The organism is Paraburkholderia aspalathi (genome assembly GCF_900116445.1).
GTDB classification, from domain to species: domain Bacteria; phylum Pseudomonadota; class Gammaproteobacteria; order Burkholderiales; family Burkholderiaceae; genus Paraburkholderia; species Paraburkholderia aspalathi.
The window spans coordinates 78,539-96,578 of record NZ_FPBH01000006.1; the positions used below are offsets into that span (position 1 = coordinate 78,539).

Genomic DNA, 18,040 nt, shown 5'->3' on the forward strand with positions numbered 1-18,040 from the left:
ACGGTGCTCTACGCCGTTGCTCCTTTCCCGCGCGTTCGATCATGCCCCAGCCGGCCGCCAATAGTCTGCGCCGCACGCTGCTGCGGCGCCTCGCTGCTCCCCTTTCGCTGCTCGCCCTGATGAGCGGCCTGATCGCTTACTGGCTGGCGTGGCAGTACACGCAGCATGTGGTCGACCGCTCGCTCGCCGATCTCGCCACCGCGATCTCCAAACAGATCCAGATTGCCGGCCCCGACGCCAAGGTGACGGTGCCGCCGCTCGCGCAAGCCATGTTCTCCGATCCGGTCGAACAACTCGTCTATCGGATCAGCAACGGCGAAACCGAAATCGCCGGCGACCACAACCTGCCGCTGCAAGGCACCAGCGTGCGGCGCATGCATTACGCGTACGTTTTCGAAACGCAGCACCAAGGCGTGACGGTGCGCGTGGCCCAGGTGCGCGTCGATCAGCCCACCGGCAATCCAATCGTCGTCGAAGTGGGTCAGCCGGTACATCACCGGTTTCAGATCGCCGCCGAGTTTCTGGTCGCCATCATGATGCCACTGCTGTTGCTGCTGCTGGCGGGCTGGGTCATCGTGTGGCGGGTCGTCAATCAGCAGCTCAATCCACTCACCGATCTCGCTGATTCGCTCAACCGGCAGACCCACACGTCGCTCGAACCGGTGGACGAGACCTATGTTCCGGTTGAAATCCGGCCGCTCACGGGCGCGTTGAACGCGCTGCTCGATCGTCTGAAAACTGCCCTCGACGGCCAGCGCAAATTCATCGCCGACGCCGCGCATCAGTTGCGCACGCCGCTCACTGCCGTCAAGCTGCACGCGGAACAGGCGGCGGTGGCGCGTGACCCGCAGCAAACGCTCGCCGCGGTCCGTGAACTACGCGCGGCGGCCGACCGCGCCGTGCGGCTGTCGAACCAGTTGCTTTCGCTGGCGCGCGCGGAGCCGGGCGAACAGGCGGCACGTTTCGTCACCGTGGATATGGCCGCGCTCGCTTTCGATACAGGTGCGGAATGGGTGCCTCGTGCGTTGACTTTCCACGTCGACCTCGGCTTCCAGCGCCTCGACGATCCGGGCAACGATCAACCGCTGATGGCGCGCGGCAATCCCGTGCTGCTGCACGAAGTAATCGCCAATCTGCTGGATAACGCGCTCAAGTACGTGCCGCCTTCGCGTTTTGATGGCGGCCGCATCACCGTAACGGTGTCGCAAACCGCGATCGACAATCTGCGCATGGCCGAGATCGTCGTCGAAGACAACGGGCCGGGCGTGCCGCTCACACAGCAAGCCGATCTGTTCAAACGATTCTTCCGCGGCGACGGTCAGAGCGACGCCGGTGTGGACAGCGGCGCCGGCCTCGGTCTCGCGATCGTTCACGACATCATGGTGCTGCATCACGGCAGCGTGCATTACGAAGATGCGCCGGAAGGCGGTGCGCGCTTTATTGTGCGCATTCCGCTGATACCGATCAGCGTGCAGCAAGAAGTCGAACCCGAGGTGCGGCGTCCGGCAAAAAAATCGGCGCACTCGGCGCCGATCGATATCTGACTTTGTAGTCGGTTGACGTACTGCCACGGGCTGCCTTGAGTTCACTTACGTTCAACTCAGACAGCCCGCGTTTCATTTCTTCTTCGCTTTTTTCGCGGACGTCTTCACCTTCTTCACCGTCTTGTCGGATTTCTCTTTCTCCGCCGGCGCCAGCATCGTGCCGCGGCACTTGCGCGCGCCGCAACGGCATTCATATTCCTTCTTGAGCTTCTTGGTCTGGCGCGCGTCGATGACGAGGCCGTAGTCGTAAAAGACTTCCTCGCCCTCGGCGATGTCGCGCAGCGCGTGCACGTACACGTGACCGTCGATCTCTTCGGCTTCGCAGTTCGGCGCGCACGAATGGTTGATCCAGCGCGCGCTGTTGCCGTCCACTTTGCCGTCAATCACCTTGCCACTGTCGAGCGCGAAGTAGAACGTGTGATTCGGTTCGTCCGGATTGTGCGGATGACGGCGCAACGCTTCTTTCCAGGAGATCCGCTCACCCTTGTATTCGATCAGCCGTTCGCCGGCCGCAATCGGCTCGGTGGCAAACACGCCTTTGCCGTGCACACCCGAACGGCGCACGGCGATCCTGCGTGAACTCATTGAATGAATCCTTGTGAAGAACTAGGGGTGAAGATCCGGCAGCCGTCAGAAATGCCCGCGTCTAACGCGCTGCTTTTTCCGACGCGGATAGCAAACGCGGCGCCTTGCGAGCGCCGCGTCGACCTGCGACGCTCATGCGCCACATCCGGCATCCTACACGCTCAAGACGGCTTCGTTCAACCGTCAATAAGACGTGCGCGCACAAGGCACGTTGGCTGGTTCACCGTTGTCCGAACGAAATATCGCCGAACAGCGCTTTTTGCTCGCGCGGTTGCGAACGCCAGTACTGCGGCGGCGCTTCGACCGTCGCGCCGAGCTGCGCCGCGGCATGCCACGGCCAACGCGGGTTGTAGAGCAACGCGCGAGCCATTGCGATCAGATCCGCATCGCCTTCTTCAATGAGTTGTTCGGCATGCAACGGATCGGTAATCAGGCCCACGCCGATAGTAGTCAGGCCCGTTGCGTGTTTAACGGCCCTCGCGAAAGGAATCTGATAGCCCGGCTCAAGCGGGATCTTCTGCAAAGGCGAAACACCGCCGGACGACACGTCGATCCAGTCGCAGCCGCGCTTTTTCAATTCCTGCGCGAACGCGATCGTGTCCTCGAGCGTCCAGCCGCCTTCGACCCAGTCGGTCGCCGAGACGCGCACGCCAACCGGTTTGTCCGCGGGAAACGCGGCGCGCACGATGTCGAAAATTTCGAGCGGAAAGCGCATCCGGTTTTCGAGCGAACCGCCGTAATCGTCGCTGCGTTGATTGGCGAGCGGCGACAGGAACTGGTGCAGCAGATAGCCATGTGCCGCGTGTACTTCCAATGCATCGATGCCGAGACGCGCGGCGCGACGCGCGGAGGCCGCGAAGGCTTCGCGGATCCGGTTCAGTGCGGGCGTGTCGAGGGCAAGCGGTGGCTCTTCACCCGCCTTGTGCGGCAATGCCGACGGCGCATGTGGCAGCCAGCCGCCTTGCGACACCGGAATCAATTGGCCGCCTTCCCAGGGCACATGGCTCGACGCCTTGCGCCCTGCGTGCGACAACTGCATGGTGACGCGAATCGGCGAATGCCTGCGGATCGCGGCCAGGACCGGCTTCAGCGCGGCTTCGGTAGCGTCGTCCCACAGTCCGAGATCGCCCGGCGTGATGCGGCCATCCGGTTCGACGGAGGTCGCCTCGATGCACAACATGCCGGCGCCGGATAACGCGAGACTGCCGAGATGGATCATGTGCCATGCCGTCGCCTCGCCACGTTCGGCGGAATACTGGCACATCGGGGAGACGACGATACGATTGGGAAGCGTCACGCTACGCAGCGTGAGCGGGGAAAAAAGCGCGCTCATGGATTACGCCCAGTAGAAACCCGAGAGCGATCGAGCATAGCACCGCGGATGATTGTCTGCAGGCGTGCGCGGATCAGGGTTTCGGCTCGACCTGATCGAGCCACTCACCGAACATCCGGCGTGCGGCGACTTCCAGCGGCGGACCGAACTGTGCGGTCTCGGCCCGCAACTGCCGCGCATCGATGCCGTGGCCGGCAATTTCACCGGCATTGCCGATCAACCAGGGTTCGAACCGGTCAGCGCGAATCTCCGGATGACATTGCAGACCCAGCACATGGCCGCCCCACGCGAACGCCTGATTTTCGCAGGCGGGCGTCGAGGCGAGACGTGTGGCGTTGTCGGGCAGATCGAAGGTGTCGCCGTGCCAGTGCAGCATCGACGTGTGGGCGCCGTCCAGATGACGCACCGGCGAAGCACGGCCCGCATCGGTGAGCGTAAGCGGTGTCCAGCCGAGTTCGGTATGGCCCGCGGGGTAGACGCGTGCACCGAGCGCACGCGCGATCAATTGCGCGCCGAGGCAGATGCCAAGCGTCGGCAAACCGGCGGCGATGCGCTTTTCGATCATGGACAGCAACGGGACAAGCGTCGGGTAAAGCGCGTCGTCAGTTGCACTGATTGGGCCGCCGAGCACGACCATGAGCGATGCGGCAAACGGGTCCGGCGCTTCGATACGGGCGACGCCAACGTCGAGATAGCGCACCGGGCGCCCCCGCTCGCCGAGCTCCAGCTCAAGACTGCCCAGATCCTCGAAGTGCACGTGGCGAATGGCCAGAACTTCCCGATTCATCAGCCTGTCCCACCTTAAGGTTGCCTAAAGACTTGCCGCTACACGGCGCCAACCAGCCGGCTGACGGTATTCACCGCCCGCCGGCACACGGCTTCGCAGTGTAGCGGATTGTCCCAGGAGAAGCCGCCTTATTGGGCGAAGATCTTCCAGGTCTTCTTTTGGGTAGCGACGTCGGCCACTTCGTACACCGAGCAATCGAGACGCAGATCCGTGTCCGACATCTTCATGTCGAGCAGCGCGCAGTGGTGCGGCGTCTTCTTCGGATTCTTGCTCGGCTCGAAGTGCGAGCAGCTCAGGCACATGCGGTGCGGCGGAATCGTGCCTTGCGCTTCCAGCTGATGGATGGTCTTGAGCAGCGTGCGATAGAACAGTGTCTGCTCTTCGTCGCGCAGCGTGCCGACCGCCTTGGCCAGGAAGTCCGGCCATTGCGCAGCGCGCTTCGCGGCGGTGCGGCCACGCGCCGTCAGACGGACCGCGAGGGCGCGGCCGTCGTCGAGGGCGCGGCGCTTTTCGACCAGACCTTTGGTCTCGAGCGTACTCACGGCATCGCTGGTAGTCGCGGCGGTCAGGGCCGTTTCGCGGGCAATTTCACCAAGACGCATCGGGCCCTTGCGTTGCATCAGCAAGACCAGGATTTCGCCCTGGGTCGGCGTAAGGCCTGCGCCTTCCGCCCATTCCCAAGCCTGGCTCCGCATGGCCGTGCTCAATCGCAATAGGCTGTGGGTCACTCGCCCGGTTGCCTGTTCTCCGTATACGCCTTCGCTCATAATCTTCGTTTGGTTTATTAGCTTGCGAGCGATGTCGGCAAACCGCTGCCGAACACGCCCGTAGCCTGTGTGGGGTAGCCTCGCCGTAAAGCAGACGAGACGGTTTCTACTATCTCAAAAATTTACCGCCTTGCAAGCCAAAGGCAGATGAAACGACATTCTATGCGAGACCGGCCAATCGTACAGCTAAGTTATCCAACGCAAGCTGTGGATAACCATGGGAAAACACAGGGGATGGCGTGTGTGCCGATTCTTGATAAGTAACTTGCCCCCTCTTTCCTTACTAAAGTTGTCCTCGTTTACCGCCCTCGATGCGCCCCGGATCAGCCTGGTTATGGTTTACGTAGCACTTTGACTTTTCAGGGAATTATTCAGTTGTCCACAGGCAGATGCAATGCTTGTTAACTACTACTACGTTTGTATACGTAAACTTTAGAAAAACCTGAAGGCCCCCGAGCTGGAAATTTATTTACGAAAAAAAACCCGCACGAGGCGGGTCTTCCTTACGGTTTAACGTAAGCAATCCTCTATCTAGCTAGGCTCGCCACTGCAGACACTGCTGTCGGACAGCTTCATGCAAGGACTTTTCCTGATCGAAGACGCCCCGCAGCCACGTCGCATCGTTGACCTGGCCGCGCGCAATCGCACCGATTTCGGCGAGCGCGTTGCCCGAACCCAATGCTTCGGCGTGCGGTGCAATCAGATCCAGCGTTTCGAGGATATCTTCGGAAATCGTCTTGCGTTCGCTTGTTTGCGGGTTGATGCAGTTGCCGGCCAGACCGAAGCGGCATGCTTCGAAGCGGTTGAACGTGTAGACGAGATAATCGTCTTCCTTCGGCACGATCGGCTTGTCGAGCAGCAGATGGCGGGCAAGCGTCTGGATGTAGCAGGCAATCGCCGCGGCGCGATCCACTGAGAACGGCGTATCCATCACGCGTACTTCGATCGTGCCGAAACCGGGCTTCGGCCGGATGTCCCAGTAAAAATCCTTCATGCTGTTGACCACGCCGGTGTGGACCATCTTCGAGAAATATTCCTCGAAACTGTCCCACGTCAACACGAATGGCGCGCGGCCCGAGAGCGGGAACGCGAACACGGAATTCAGTCGTGCCGACTGAAAACCGGTGTCCACACCTTGCACGAACGGCGACGAAGCGGACAACGCAATGAAATGCGGGATGAAGCGCGACATCGAATGCAGCAGATACAGCGCGCTGTTCGGATCCGGACAGCCGATGTGCACGTGCTGGCCGAACACCGTGAACTGCTTGGCAAGATAACCGTACAACTCGGAAAGATATTGAAAGCGTGGCGTATCGACGATTTGCCTTTCACTCCATTGCTGGAATGCGTGCGTGCCGCCGCCGCACAAGCCGACGTTCAGACGGTCGGCCGCCGACACCAGCGTGTCACGGATTGTGCGCAAATCGGTGACAGCCTGTTCATGCGTCGTGCAGATACCGGTCGACAGCTCGATCATGCTTTCGGTGATTTCCGGCGTGATGTTGCCGGGAATCTTTTCGTCCTTGATGAGGCGCATCAGATCCGAGCCGGCTTTGGTCAGATCATAGTCGTGCGTATTGACGATCTGCATCTCGAGTTCGACACCGAAAGTGAACGGTTTCGAATCGATGAAGGGTTCGAGTGACATAGCGTCCCCTGAGTCAGGTCGGCCGATGTGTGTCACATGTCTGTGTCACACATCCGGCCGTTTTTGAATCGAATAAGTTGGATAAAGCGCGCAAATCAGGCGCATGAAGCATTGGACAGCGCATCGGACAGCGGCGTGCCCTTGCCGTGCGCTTACTCTTCGCGCCGTTCAGCCACCTGCGCCAGGCTGCGATACACGAGCCACGGCCCGAGAATCTGCAGCACGAAAATCGAACACATCACGATCGCGCGCAGTTGCGGATCGAAATTCGGATAGAGGTTGTAGGTATCGTCGACGAGCAGGTACGCGAGCGCCGACATGGGCGATAACGACAAACCGAGCGCCATGCCCTGCTTCCAGTTCAAGCCGCTTGGCTTGGCGAAGGCCATCACGCCCACCAGTTTCGCAACCAGACGCGCAACAATCAGACCCAGCGCCGCGACACCGCCAAGCGCGATGTCTTTCCATTCGAACGACGTCAGCGTCAGCACAAACAGAATCACCGTCAATAACCAGCCGGCCGTGCCGAAATGTTCCGGCCACAACTGCGGGCGAGCTTCAAGATTCTTCACGATGATGCCAGCGGCCAGCAACGCGAGAATGGTGGAAAGCTTGAACACATGCGCCACCGCAATGGCGAGCAGCACGAGGCCGAACAGCGCGACGAACGAATGCTCGTCCTGCATGTTCAGACGACGATAAAAAAACGTGCAGGTGCGCGCCAGCAGATAGGCCAGCACGAGTGAGCCGACCAGCAGATACAGCGGCTGCAGAATCGTGGCGTAGACGTTGCCGTAAACCTCCTGATGCAACCAGCTCGAGACAAGCTTTTCGACCACCACCGCATACATGCTGTTCAATGCGGTAAGGGTCAACAGACGTTGGGTCACCTGACCTTCCGCGCGTAGCTCCGTTTTGAGCTGGATCACCATAGCCGGCGAAGTCGCCATGGCAATTGCGGCAAGCACCGTCGCTACGATCAGCGGCACTTTCAGGAATAACAAAACCGGCAAAACCAGCGCGAACGTCAGCGTGGCTTCCGCGACGCTCGACAGAATCAGCCAGGGATTGCGACGAATCCAGCGCAGATCGAGCCGGCTACCCAGTTCGAATAACAACAAACCGAGCGCTACGTCGAGCAATGGCCGCGCGGCGCTCGCGGAATCGGCGTCGATCACGCCGAAACCGGCTGCGCCGGCTACCAGACCAATGACCGCATATCCGGAAATGCGCGGCAAACGCCATGCGCGATAGCACAGTTCACCGCACAGACCCGCGGCGAGCAATGCAAGACCAGCCCAAAAAATGGCGTCGGGTGTGAGTGGCCAGGCTGGGAAAAATGAAAACGCCGACTTCATCGTGATGGGTTCTCCTTGGCAGCAACGGCAGACAACACGAACCGGCGCAAACACCGGCGAGCGGATGAACGCATGAGGCGCTCACTGTCGCGATCGCTTCGCGTGACCCGCGTTGCGAGTTTTCAACGATCGGATGATCTGAATGTGCCGCTGCCGCAAGGGGCGCAGCGCATTCTGGGGGCGGCCGTAGCTACCGGCCCGGCACGGTGAAAGAACGCCGTCGACTTTGAATCAGATTCTGATTGCGCGGCACCGTTCCATTGCAGCGCGTGCGGCCAGCGGCGAGGCACGACGCGGAAAAGAACGGCGATTGTGCCATAGCTTTTTCAGACTTGACCGAAAAGACAGGAACATGCAGGCAAAACGGTAAAAACGTACGTTATCTTCACGGGATGAGGAAAAAGCGACCGTTTTAAAAACGGGTCGGGCTCCCATAGCGTACAGATCTGACGTTGCAGATGTGTTTCCTGGGACACGGCCGGAGGCGTTTTCCTCCAACTTTCGACGCTTCGGGCTCAACGATTGCGCTCGATCCCGGCACGGCCTTTCTGTTTACAGGTTTACCGTATGTATACGTAGTAACAGTTAACAAGGTGACTCGTTTTCTGTGGATAACTCCGGTTTACCGAATTGATTCATCGGCTTGCCGCTCGCATAACAGGATGCACAGCGTGTGCGGCAGCGGCGGGTATACAAGGGTAACTTTTCGCGATTTTCGGACGCGGCAGAGTTACCCCGTTTACGTCCACAACGGTTCCACATGAGTTGCGCCGGTAAACGGCGCGGTTATCCACAAGTTTCGGTGGATAACTTTTATTCACGCTGATGTTCGGTGTGCACGGTTAACTACGGGTTAACTCACCGTTCCCTGGCGCAACGCACGCAAGAGGAAGCGGGCTGGATCGATGTCTTCCGCCAAATCCCGTTCGAGCGGCCACGGCTCGCCTTCAATCTGCGAGGCGATCAGCTCCGCTCCAAGTGCCGCCCATACCAGACCGCGAGAACCGTAAGCGAAGGCGCCGTACAAGCCGTCGACGCGTGGCAGATCGAGCGGCCATGCGCCACGCAGGCGTTGGGCGTCGCGTGCCGAGGCGGTTTCATCGGCGAAGTTGCCGATCATCGGCATCCGGTCACTTGTGACGCAGCGAAATGCGACGCGCCCGTCGAGCTTTAACGCCTGTGCCGGATCGACAATGGCGTCAAAGGCGGGCAGCATCTGCGCGACGCGCTCGAGGTTTTCCAGATGGCCATCCGGTCGCAACGCGGTGTCAGGGTCGTCGAGCTCGTAGGTAGCGCCGGTCAGCGTAACGCCGTCGGCGAGTGGGACGGCGTAGCCTTCGCCTATAACCGGCATTTCGAGTGCTGGCACCGTGCCCGGCGGCAGCAAAGTCAACTGGCCGCGGATGCTGCGGGTCGGTGCGTACTGCAAACCGGCGAGCCGCGCGGCGTCGTGCGCGCTCGCGACGATGACCACGGGCGCATGCGCGATGGCTTGCCCCGCTGTGTCGAAGACGATCCATTGATTGCCTGATCGCTCGAGACGCGCTACGTCTACTCCAAAGCGGCGTTCGAGCAGCCCGCCCGCCGCTGCGCACTGCGCGGCGCAAAGCGACGCCGGGTCGATCCAGCCGCCTTGGGGAAAGAGCCAGCCGCTTTGCGCGAGTGGCATGCCGGCAAGCCTTTGTGCTTGGCTCAGCGAAACCGGCGTCACATATTCCGCGGGGTAACCGAACGCGGCGATTGCCTCGCTCATCGAGCGTGCTTCTTCATCGTCCGCGGCGATCTGCAACAGTCCTGGCGCGCCGCGCAATGGGCGGTAGCCAAGGCGTTCAAGCGCGGCCCAGCGTCTGAGCGTGTACAGAAAGCCTGCCCGCGTGACGCGCGAAGCGACGCTGTCGTCGCGCGAGATCATGGGATGGAACACGCCGGCCGGATTGCCCGAGGCGTCCTGAGCCACCGACGCGTGCCGTTCCAGCGACGTGACGCGCCAGCCGCGTGCGGCCAGACGCTCGATCGCCGCGCAACCCGCGAGCCCGGTGCCGATCACGATCGCATGCCGTTCATCGACTTCAAGCGGCGCGGGCGGCTCATAACGGCGCACGCGCCAGCGTGGGGCGAAATGGCCAACCAGCATCGCGCGCTTCCAGCCGAAGCCGTCGACTTTTTGGTACACAAAGCCGTTTTGCGTCAGCGCGCGTTTGATGTCGCCGGCACTGCTGTAGGTTGCGAACGTGGCGTTCTCACCGGCCATCCGGGCGAGCGCCTTGAAGATTGCGGGTGTCCACATTTCGGGGTTTCTCGCCGGCGCGAAGCCGTCGAGATAGAACGCATCGGCGCGCAACCTCAATGCTGGTAGGCTTTGTGCGGCGTCGGCGAACACTAGCGTCAACGTGATTCGCCCGCCCTCGAATTCGAGCCGGTGCGTGCCGGGGACAAGCATCGGCCATTCGGCGGCCAGCGTTTCCGCCAGCGCGGCGATCTCCGGATCTGAAATCGTCTTCGCATAGACGCTGCGCAAATCGGTTTGAGTAAACGGATGCTTCTCAGTCGAGACGAAGTGCAAGCGCTCGCAGCGCGCCGGATCGGCACGCCAGGCGGCCCAGGTCATCAGGAAGTTGATCCCCATGCCGAAGCCGGTTTCGAGCACGGTGAAGACGCGGCGGCCCTGCCATCGTTGCGGCAGTCCATTGCCGCGGAGGAAGACGTATTCAGCCTGCTCGAGACCGCCGACAGCGCTGTGATAGATGTCGTCGTAGAACGGCGAAAAAGGCGTGCCGTTGTCGCGAAAAGCGAGGACGGCGGGGATCAGCGGATCGGTCATGCGCGGCAGAAATGACGCTCGAAAGAGCGGGTCAGACGTTACCGCCAGCGCGCGCAACTCGCCGGGCGGCGAAAAAGACGTGCTGCAACGTTGGCAAAAACCAACGCTAAGCCCCGTCCATGCTGGGTTTCAGCCTTCAATTGGGCTCTGCGAGGAGGAAAAGGAAGGGTTTCCCCTCGATATCTGCCCCAGAACCGCTTAAATCTTCGAAACCCTTATCCTGATTGGGTTTGCGCTGCGCTATCATAGCAAGCGCCGCGAAGGGAGCGGCAGCACGGCCGACGGGCAGTCACTGCCCGGCGCTAATTGTCCGGAGGGGATCCGGAGCCGCAGCTGCTCGACGGCGCGGCCCGCGCACGTATAATCGGCGCGTTCGCGCTGTTCGTGTCAACCTAAACTCAGAAAGGAACCTTAATGAACAAACAGGAACTGATCGACGCCGTCGCAGGACAAACCGGCGCCAGCAAGGCTCAAACCGGTGAGACGCTGGATACGTTGCTTGAAGTGATCAAGAAGTCTGTGTCGAAGGGTGACGCGGTCCAGTTGATCGGCTTTGGCAGCTTCGGTTCGGGCAAGCGCGCAGCACGTACGGGTCGTAACCCCAAGACCGGCGAAACTATCAAGATCCCGGCCGCCAAGACCGTGAAGTTCACGGCTGGTAAGGCGTTCAAGGACGCAGTCAACAAGCGCTAAGCAGATTACTGCCTGGCAGTTGACACCCGCCAACGGCGGGTTTTTTTTCGTCTGCGATTTCTGTTTAGCCGCGACGGGCGTCACGGCTAAACAGTCCGCATCAGGCGGAAAGGCCGCTCGAACTCAATCGTGGCGATGCACGATTTCGCCGTGGCCATGACCGTCGTGGTCGTGGTGATTGTGGTCATGATCATGGTCGTCTTCGTCGAAGTCCCATGCAGGGAACGGATCGGCGAATTGTTGCCACGCTTCTGGTCCCGCCGTGTATTCCTCATCGGTCAGCAGGCACGCGTCGAACTTCGCTTGCCAGACCGCCGGGTCGATGCCGACGCCGATCATCACCAGTTCCTGGCGGCGATCTCCGATGCTCAGATCGTCCGGATCGCCGTACCAGTCGGCGGCAATTTCGGCGGCCAGCTCGTCATCGCCGTCCGGCCATTCGCTGCGATCCTGCGCGGCCCACCACATTCCCGCCGGACCATGTCGGCAAGCGCCGCCCGCTTGCGACAGCGAACCGGCAATGTCATTACGCGTTGCGAGCCAGAAGAAGCCCTTGCTGCGCAAGACGCCCTTCCATTCCTGATGCAGCAGCGCCCACAGGCGTTCCGGGTGAAACGGCCGCCGCGCGCGGTAAATGAAATTGCCGATGCCGAATTCGTCCGCTTCACCGTGATGGGCATGGCCGTGTTCGTGGTCGTGCCCATGCTCGTCGTTAAGCGACGCCAGCCAGCCCGGTGCGCTCGATGCCTCATCGAAATCGAAGCGCCCGGTGTTCAGCACCTCGGCCAGCGGCACTTCGCCGAAACGGCTCACCACCTGCACGGCACGCGGATTGATGCGGGCGAGGATACGCTGCAAACGCGTGAGCTCATCCGCGCTGACCAGATCGGCCTTGTTCACCACCAGCACGTCGCAGAATTCAATCTGCTCGATCAGCAATTCGACCAGCGTCCGATCGTCCTCTTCGGTTGCGGCGATGCCCCGCTCGGAAAGCGCGTCGGCCGAACCGTAGTCGCGCAGGAAGTTGAATGCATCGACCACCGTCACCATCGTATCGAGCTGCGCGACGTCGGACAGCGATGCGCCGTCGTCGTCGACGAAGGTGAAGGTTTCGGCGATCGGCATCGGCTCGGCTACACCGGTCGATTCGATCAGGATCGCATCGAAGCGCTTTTCACCCGCAAGCCGCTTGATCTCGACCAGCAAGTCATCACGCAACGTGCAGCAGATGCAGCCGTTCGACAGTTCGACGAGCTGCTCTTCGACATGCGAGAGCGCGGCGGCGTCGCGCACGAGCGTTGCATCGATATTGACGGCGGCCAGATCGTTGACGATAACGGCGACGCGCAAACCGGCGCGATTCGCGAGGATGTGGTTCAGGAGCGTGGTCTTGCCGGCGCCCAGAAAACCGGAGAGCACGGTGACGGGCAATAGCGGCTGGTTCATCGCAGTACGGGAAAACAAGAGGATTGGAAGGCGTGCCGGGTTGGGGTCGCATGACTCCGGGGCCGGAAGACGGCCGAACACCGACGGCAGCACGAAGCCGCATTGTGCATCAAACGGGGAGCGGCCGCGTGACGGGCCGGATCGGGACGTGCGTGAGTCAGCGTGCAGCAGCCGGCATCAGATTCCACTTGCGCAGGATTGCAGCGATCTGCATCGCATACTTGTCACGCAGTGCCGGCGTCTCGGAGTGATATGCGCCGACCGCCTGCCAGGTATTGCCGTACTTGTTCATCTGGCGGCGCAGATGCCACGCCGCGATGTAGACGTTCTTGCAAGGCTCCATGAGCGTGCCCTGCGAGATGCCGTACTGCGCGAGAACGGGCAGATGGATCGAGTTGATCTGCATCACGCCGTAGTCGGTCGAGCCATTGGCGTTCTTATGCTGCGCGTCCGGCCGATTGTGTGACTCCTGCCACGCAATTGCGCGCAGAATCAAGGGGTTGACCTTCTGATACTTCGCCGCTTCGTCAAAGCAATCGGCGCGTGCCTGCCCTGCTGCGATCAGCACGGCAAGTCCTGCGGCGACGGTGACAAAGGTTCGTTTCATCAGTCAAGACGACTAATCAAATCGCAAGAGTAAGGTTTGGTAAGGCAAAGCATCGGCCATACTTCAGTATCTGGAAGCCGGTGAGGCGTACTGGCCGGGCCTTCGTCGGCCATCGGGGAAAACCCGCGTTGCCAAGTCACAACCAGTACCTCGAACGGCTCGTATCATACCGGCAGACTTACATGCGTCAAGTTAGCTAACCGACATAATCAAGCGTAAAACGAAGCGCTTCTGCGGTTCGCCGCACACAAGCTCGTTTGCTTTCAATTGTTTGACAGTCAGCGACGGTCTTTAGAGTAATCGCACGGAGCCGTTCGTTTTGTGACAAATCCGACATGAAAAACTGTTACTGTTGCTTTTTTTCGGGCATTGGAAGTAAGGCATCCAGGGCGTTGATCGCCTGTGAAGCCGGCTGGCAGACCGACAGGGCGGCGGCCTGCTCCAATGTTCGCACTGCATGACCGTTGGCGGCTGTTGCCGTCGACATCGATCCCATATTCCATGAGAAGAAATCGTATGGCATTGCGTCGCGTCGCAACGGCGCTGCTGGTGGCTGGATTGATCACCGCGCAGACAGCACAGGCACAGGTGACACTCAACTTCGTGAACGCCGATATCGACCAGGTGGCCAAGGCGATCGGCGCGGCGACCGGCAAAACGATCATCGTCGATCCACGCGTGAAGGGTCAGCTGAACCTCGTGTCGGAGAATGCAGTGCCTGAAGATCAGGCGCTCAAGACCTTGCAATCTGCTTTGCGGATGCAGGGCTTCGCGCTGGTCCAGGACCACGGCGTGCTGAAGGTCGTACCCGAGGCCGATGCCAAGCTGCAAGGCGTGCCGACCTACGTCGGCAATACGCCGGTGGCGCGAGGCGACCAGGTGGTCACGCAGGTGTTCGTGCTGAAGAACGAATCGGCCAATAACCTGCTGCCGGTGTTGCGTCCGCTGATCTCGCCGAACAATACCGTGGCAGCCTACCCTGCCAACAACTCGATTGTCGTGACCGATTACGCCGACAACGTGCGGCGTATCGCGCAGATCATCGCGGGTGTCGATACGGCTGCGGGCCAGTCGGTAGCGGTCGTGCAGTTGAGGAACGCCAACGCGATCGACATCGCCACGCAGTTGACCAAGATGCTCGACCCCGGCGCGATCGGCAGCACCGACGCAACGTTGAAGGTGTCGATCACCGCGGATCCGCGCACCAACTCGCTGCTGATTCGCGCGTCGAACGGCGGCCGGCTCGCAGCCGCGAAGCAGCTGGCGAAGGAACTCGACTCGCCGACCACCATGCCCGGCAACATGCACGTCGTCGCGCTGCGCAACGCCGACGCAACGAAGCTCGCGAAGACCTTGCGCGGGATGCTCGGTAAGGGCGGCGACACCGGCTCATCGGGTGGCTCGAATGACGCGAATTCGTTCAACCAGAACGGTAGTGGTGGAGGCGGCTTCGGCAGCAATTCGACGGGCACGTCGGGTACGCCGCCGCTGCCGTCGGGCGGACTCAACGGCAGCTCGGGGGCGTCACCCTTGGGTGGTGGCGGGGGCGGCGGATACGGTTCGAGCGGCGGTTCGGGCTCAGCCGGCCTGCTCGGTGGCGACAAGGACAAGAACGACGACAATCAGCCGGGCGGCATGATCCAGGCGGACTCGGCGACCAACTCGCTGATCATCACGGCGGCTGAGCCGGTGTACCGCAACCTGCGAGCAGTGATCGACCAGCTCGACGCGCGGCGCGCGCAGGTCTATATCGAGGCGCTGATCGTCGAGTTAAACTCGAACACGAACGCCAACCTCGGCATTCAGTGGCAGGTCGCGAACAATTCGATCTTTGCCGGCACCAACCTGGCGACCGGCACCGGCAACAGCATTATCAATCTGACGGCCGCGGCCGCAGCGACGGGCGCGACCGGCGGTCTCGCCGGGGCGCTCGCAAGCGGGAGCGGTATCCAGCAGGGTCTCAACGTCGGCTGGATTCACAACATTTTCGGCGTGCAGGGTCTCGGCGCGCTGTTGCAGGCACTCTCGCAGACTCAGGATGCGAACGTGCTGTCGACGCCTAACCTCATCACGCTCGACAACGAAGAAGCGAAGATCGTTGTCGGCACGAACGTGCCGATCCAGACGGGTTCGTATTCGAACCTCACGAGCGGGACGACCAGCAACGCGTTCAATACGTTCGACCGCGTCGATGTCGGTCTGACGCTGCACATCAAACCGCAGATTACCGAGGGCGGGATTCTAAAGCTGCAGCTCTACACGGAAGACTCGGCGATCGTGAACGGCACGACCAACGCGGCGACCAATCCGGCGGGTCCCGAGTTCACCAAGCGTTCGATCCAGTCGACCGTGCTTGCCGATAACGGCGAGATCATCGTGCTGGGCGGCCTGATGCAGGACAACTACCAGGTCAGCAACAGCAAGGTGCCGTTGCTGGGCGATATTCCCTGGATCGGCCAGTTGTTCCGCTCGGAACAGAAGACCCGCGCCAAGACCAACCTGATGGTGTTCCTGCGCCCCGTGATCATCACCGATCGCGATACCGCGCAGGCCGTGACGGCGAACCGTTACGACTACGTCCAGGGCGTGACGGGCGCGTACAAGTCGGATAACAACCTGATCAAAGACAAGGACGATCCGGTGGTTCCGCCGATGCCGATCGGCCCGAGCCAGGGTGGTTCGCCCGCGATGAATCTGTTCGATCTCGACAGGATGCGTCGTCAGCAGATGGCGCCGCCGGTCATGAATGGTGGCCCTGTGCAGACGAACCCGGTCACGAATGGCGCCGCTGTGCAGACGAATCCGGTTACGAACGGTGGTGCTGTGCAGACCAATCCGGTACCGACGGCACCGTCCACGGCGTCACCTGGAGTGCAGCCGTGAGCACGCCGTCCACGCCGCCGTCAGCTTCGGGATCGTCCGCAGCGGCGCGCGTCGCTGCATCGACGCAAGCCGCGGCGATTCCGCCCGCAGTCGCGGCGGAGCATGCCGAACGCATCGCGCCGTCGGCGGTCGCGGCGCGTCTCGTGCCCTACGGCTTCGCCCGCGGCGGCCAGATTCTGGTCGCGCATCAGCACGCCGATAGTCTCGAAGTCTGGATCAGCGAACGCACCAGCGATGCTGCGCTTGCTGAAGTCGCACGCAACTTCGGCGCGTTGTCCGTGGTGCGTGTGCCGGCTGATGACCTCGCCCAGGCGATCAACCAGGCTTACGCGCGCCAGGACGGCAGCGCGGCGCAGGTGGTCGGCGAAGTGGAAGGCGAAGTCGATCTGTCGCGTTTGATGCAGGACATTCCCGAGATCGAGGATCTGCTCGAGTCGGAAGACGACGCGCCGATCATCCGCATGATCAACGCGCTGCTCACGCAAGCCGCACGCGAACAGGCTTCGGATATTCACATCGAGCCGTTCGAGACTTCTTCTGTGGTGCGCTTCCGTGTCGACGGCACGTTGCGCGATGTCGTGCGGCCGAAAAAGGCGCTGCACGGCGCGCTGATCTCGCGGATCAAGATCATGGCGCAGCTCGACATTGCCGAGAAGCGTCTGCCGCAGGACGGTCGGATCACGCTGCGCGTCGGCGGACGTCCGGTCGACGTGCGTGTCTCGACGCTGCCCACCGGCCACGGCGAACGCGCGGTGTTGCGTCTCTTGGAAAAGGACGCCTCACGCCTGAATCTCGAAGCGCTCGGCATGGCGCCCGATACGCTCGTCAAGTTCGACAAGCTGATCGGCAAACCGCACGGTATCGTGCTGGTGACCGGCCCGACCGGCTCGGGCAAGACGACCACGCTGTACGCGTCGATGTCGCGGCTTGAGACCGCGACCACCAACATCATGACGGTCGAAGACCCGATCGAATACGACCTCTCAGGCATCGGCCAGACGCAGGTCAACGAGCGGATCGGCATGACCTTCGCGCGGGCGCTGCGCTCGATACTGCGGCAGGACCCGGACGTCATCATGATCGGTGAAATCCGCGACCTGGAAACGGCGCAGATCGCGGTGCAGGCATCGCTCACGGGTCACCTTGTGCTGGCGACATTGCACACGAACGATGCGGCATCCGCCGTGACCCGTTTGACCGACATGGGCGTCGAGCCGTATCTGCTGGCATCATCGCTTCTCGGCGTGCTGGCGCAGCGGCTGGTGCGGCGCCTGTGCCCGGTATGCCGCGAAGAGCGCGCCGAGGAAGATGGCAGCGTGCGCTGGCATCCGGTCGGTTGCGAGAAATGCGGCCAGTCGGGTTATGCGGGACGTCGCGGTGTCTACGAACTGCTTCTGATCGACGATGAAATCCGCACGCTGGTTCACCGCAATGCGTCCGATGCGGAAATTCTCACTTCGGGTCGCGCGCAAGGCATGCGTACATTGCGCGAAGACTCGGACCGCTGGCTCGCCTCCGGGCTGACGTCGCTCGAAGAAGTGATCCGCGTGACGGGCGGAGCATAA

Annotated in this window: 14 protein-coding genes; 4 read left to right on the forward strand and 10 right to left on the reverse strand. The window is 61.5% G+C overall.

The window, feature by feature from the left end:
- Positions 1-41: 41 nt before the first annotated feature.
- Complete coding sequence (locus tag BM438_RS12105) at positions 42-1,544, forward strand: sensor histidine kinase (RefSeq protein WP_093634506.1); 1,503 nt, start codon at positions 42-44, stop codon at positions 1,542-1,544.
- Positions 1,545-1,616: 72 nt separating this feature from the next.
- Here BM438_RS12105 and BM438_RS12110 read toward each other — a convergent pair whose 3' ends face one another.
- The 7 genes from BM438_RS12110 to mnmC form a co-directional block, all read right to left on the reverse strand.
- The gene (locus BM438_RS12110) at positions 1,617-2,129 is read right to left on the reverse strand and encodes an SET domain-containing protein (protein ID WP_093634507.1); all 513 of its coding nucleotides are present in this window, start codon (positions 2,127-2,129) and stop codon (positions 1,617-1,619) included.
- Positions 2,130-2,349: 220 nt separating this feature from the next.
- Complete coding sequence (locus tag BM438_RS12115; protein ID WP_093634508.1) at positions 2,350-3,462, reverse strand: NADH:flavin oxidoreductase/NADH oxidase; 1,113 nt, start codon at positions 3,460-3,462, stop codon at positions 2,350-2,352.
- A 73-nt stretch (positions 3,463-3,535) separates the two neighbouring features.
- On the reverse strand, positions 3,536-4,249 hold the full coding sequence (locus tag BM438_RS12120) for a glutamine amidotransferase (protein WP_093634509.1): 714 nt from the start codon (positions 4,247-4,249) through the stop codon (positions 3,536-3,538).
- 128 nt (positions 4,250-4,377) lie between these two features.
- Complete coding sequence (locus BM438_RS12125) at positions 4,378-5,016, reverse strand: MarR family winged helix-turn-helix transcriptional regulator (RefSeq protein WP_054042738.1); 639 nt, start codon at positions 5,014-5,016, stop codon at positions 4,378-4,380.
- A gap of 535 nt (positions 5,017-5,551) precedes the next feature.
- On the reverse strand, positions 5,552-6,667 hold the full coding sequence (locus tag BM438_RS12130; protein WP_093634510.1) for a YbdK family carboxylate-amine ligase: 1,116 nt from the start codon (positions 6,665-6,667) through the stop codon (positions 5,552-5,554).
- A gap of 152 nt (positions 6,668-6,819) precedes the next feature.
- Complete coding sequence (locus BM438_RS12135; RefSeq protein WP_093634511.1) at positions 6,820-8,025, reverse strand: cation:proton antiporter; 1,206 nt, start codon at positions 8,023-8,025, stop codon at positions 6,820-6,822.
- Between the two features lie 853 nt (positions 8,026-8,878).
- Entirely contained in the window at positions 8,879-10,846 is a 1,968-nt protein-coding gene (gene mnmC, locus BM438_RS12140) for a bifunctional tRNA (5-methylaminomethyl-2-thiouridine)(34)-methyltransferase MnmC2/FAD-dependent 5-carboxymethylaminomethyl-2-thiouridine(34) oxidoreductase MnmC1 (protein WP_093634512.1), read from the reverse strand.
- A 414-nt stretch (positions 10,847-11,260) separates the two neighbouring features.
- Between mnmC and BM438_RS12145 the strand changes: the two genes are divergently transcribed.
- Entirely contained in the window at positions 11,261-11,539 is a 279-nt protein-coding gene (locus BM438_RS12145) for an HU family DNA-binding protein (RefSeq protein WP_006050811.1), read from the forward strand.
- Positions 11,540-11,662: 123 nt separating this feature from the next.
- Here BM438_RS12145 and BM438_RS12150 read toward each other — a convergent pair whose 3' ends face one another.
- The 3 genes from BM438_RS12150 to BM438_RS45475 all read right to left on the reverse strand — a co-directional run bounded on the left by BM438_RS12150 (position 11,663) and on the right by BM438_RS45475 (position 14,115).
- Complete coding sequence (locus tag BM438_RS12150; protein ID WP_093634513.1) at positions 11,663-12,985, reverse strand: GTP-binding protein; 1,323 nt, start codon at positions 12,983-12,985, stop codon at positions 11,663-11,665.
- A 157-nt stretch (positions 12,986-13,142) separates the two neighbouring features.
- The gene (locus tag BM438_RS12155) at positions 13,143-13,592 is read right to left on the reverse strand and encodes a lytic transglycosylase domain-containing protein (RefSeq protein ID WP_093634514.1); all 450 of its coding nucleotides are present in this window, start codon (positions 13,590-13,592) and stop codon (positions 13,143-13,145) included.
- 346 nt (positions 13,593-13,938) lie between these two features.
- Positions 13,939-14,115, reverse strand: a complete 177-nt coding sequence (locus BM438_RS45475) for a hypothetical protein (RefSeq protein WP_167378374.1) — start codon at positions 14,113-14,115, stop codon at positions 13,939-13,941.
- Here BM438_RS45475 and gspD point away from each other — a divergent pair.
- Both gspD and gspE read left to right on the forward strand, forming a co-directional pair.
- On the forward strand, positions 14,109-16,475 hold the full coding sequence (gene gspD, locus BM438_RS12160) for a type II secretion system secretin GspD (protein WP_093634515.1): 2,367 nt from the start codon (positions 14,109-14,111) through the stop codon (positions 16,473-16,475). The genes BM438_RS45475 and gspD overlap by 7 nt on opposite strands.
- Complete coding sequence (gspE, locus tag BM438_RS12165; RefSeq protein ID WP_093634516.1) at positions 16,472-18,040, forward strand: type II secretion system ATPase GspE; 1,569 nt, start codon at positions 16,472-16,474, stop codon at positions 18,038-18,040. Before gspD ends, gspE begins: the two co-directional genes overlap by 4 nt.

What these genes read in the sequence shown, in the direction of transcription:
- BM438_RS12145 (WP_006050811.1), top strand. Translation starts at nt 11,261, where the DNA reads ATGAACAAACAGGAACTGATCGACGCCGTCGCAGGACAAACCGGCGCC.
- BM438_RS12110 (WP_093634507.1), bottom strand. Translation starts at nt 2,129, where the DNA reads ATGAGTTCACGCAGGATCGCCGTGCGCCGTTCGGGTGTGCACGGCAAA.
- BM438_RS12150 (WP_093634513.1), bottom strand. Translation starts at nt 12,985, where the DNA reads ATGAACCAGCCGCTATTGCCCGTCACCGTGCTCTCCGGTTTTCTGGGC.
- BM438_RS12120 (WP_093634509.1), bottom strand. Translation starts at nt 4,249, where the DNA reads ATGAATCGGGAAGTTCTGGCCATTCGCCACGTGCACTTCGAGGATCTG.
- mnmC (WP_093634512.1), bottom strand. Translation starts at nt 10,846, where the DNA reads ATGACCGATCCGCTGATCCCCGCCGTCCTCGCTTTTCGCGACAACGGC.
- BM438_RS12135 (WP_093634511.1), bottom strand. Translation starts at nt 8,025, where the DNA reads ATGAAGTCGGCGTTTTCATTTTTCCCAGCCTGGCCACTCACACCCGAC.
- BM438_RS12105 (WP_093634506.1), top strand. Translation starts at nt 42, where the DNA reads ATGCCCCAGCCGGCCGCCAATAGTCTGCGCCGCACGCTGCTGCGGCGC.
- BM438_RS12115 (WP_093634508.1), bottom strand. Translation starts at nt 3,462, where the DNA reads ATGAGCGCGCTTTTTTCCCCGCTCACGCTGCGTAGCGTGACGCTTCCC.
- BM438_RS45475 (WP_167378374.1), bottom strand. Translation starts at nt 14,115, where the DNA reads ATGCCATACGATTTCTTCTCATGGAATATGGGATCGATGTCGACGGCA.
- BM438_RS12130 (WP_093634510.1), bottom strand. Translation starts at nt 6,667, where the DNA reads ATGTCACTCGAACCCTTCATCGATTCGAAACCGTTCACTTTCGGTGTC.
- gspD (WP_093634515.1), top strand. Translation starts at nt 14,109, where the DNA reads ATGGCATTGCGTCGCGTCGCAACGGCGCTGCTGGTGGCTGGATTGATC.
- BM438_RS12125 (WP_054042738.1), bottom strand. Translation starts at nt 5,016, where the DNA reads ATGAGCGAAGGCGTATACGGAGAACAGGCAACCGGGCGAGTGACCCAC.
- BM438_RS12155 (WP_093634514.1), bottom strand. Translation starts at nt 13,592, where the DNA reads ATGAAACGAACCTTTGTCACCGTCGCCGCAGGACTTGCCGTGCTGATC.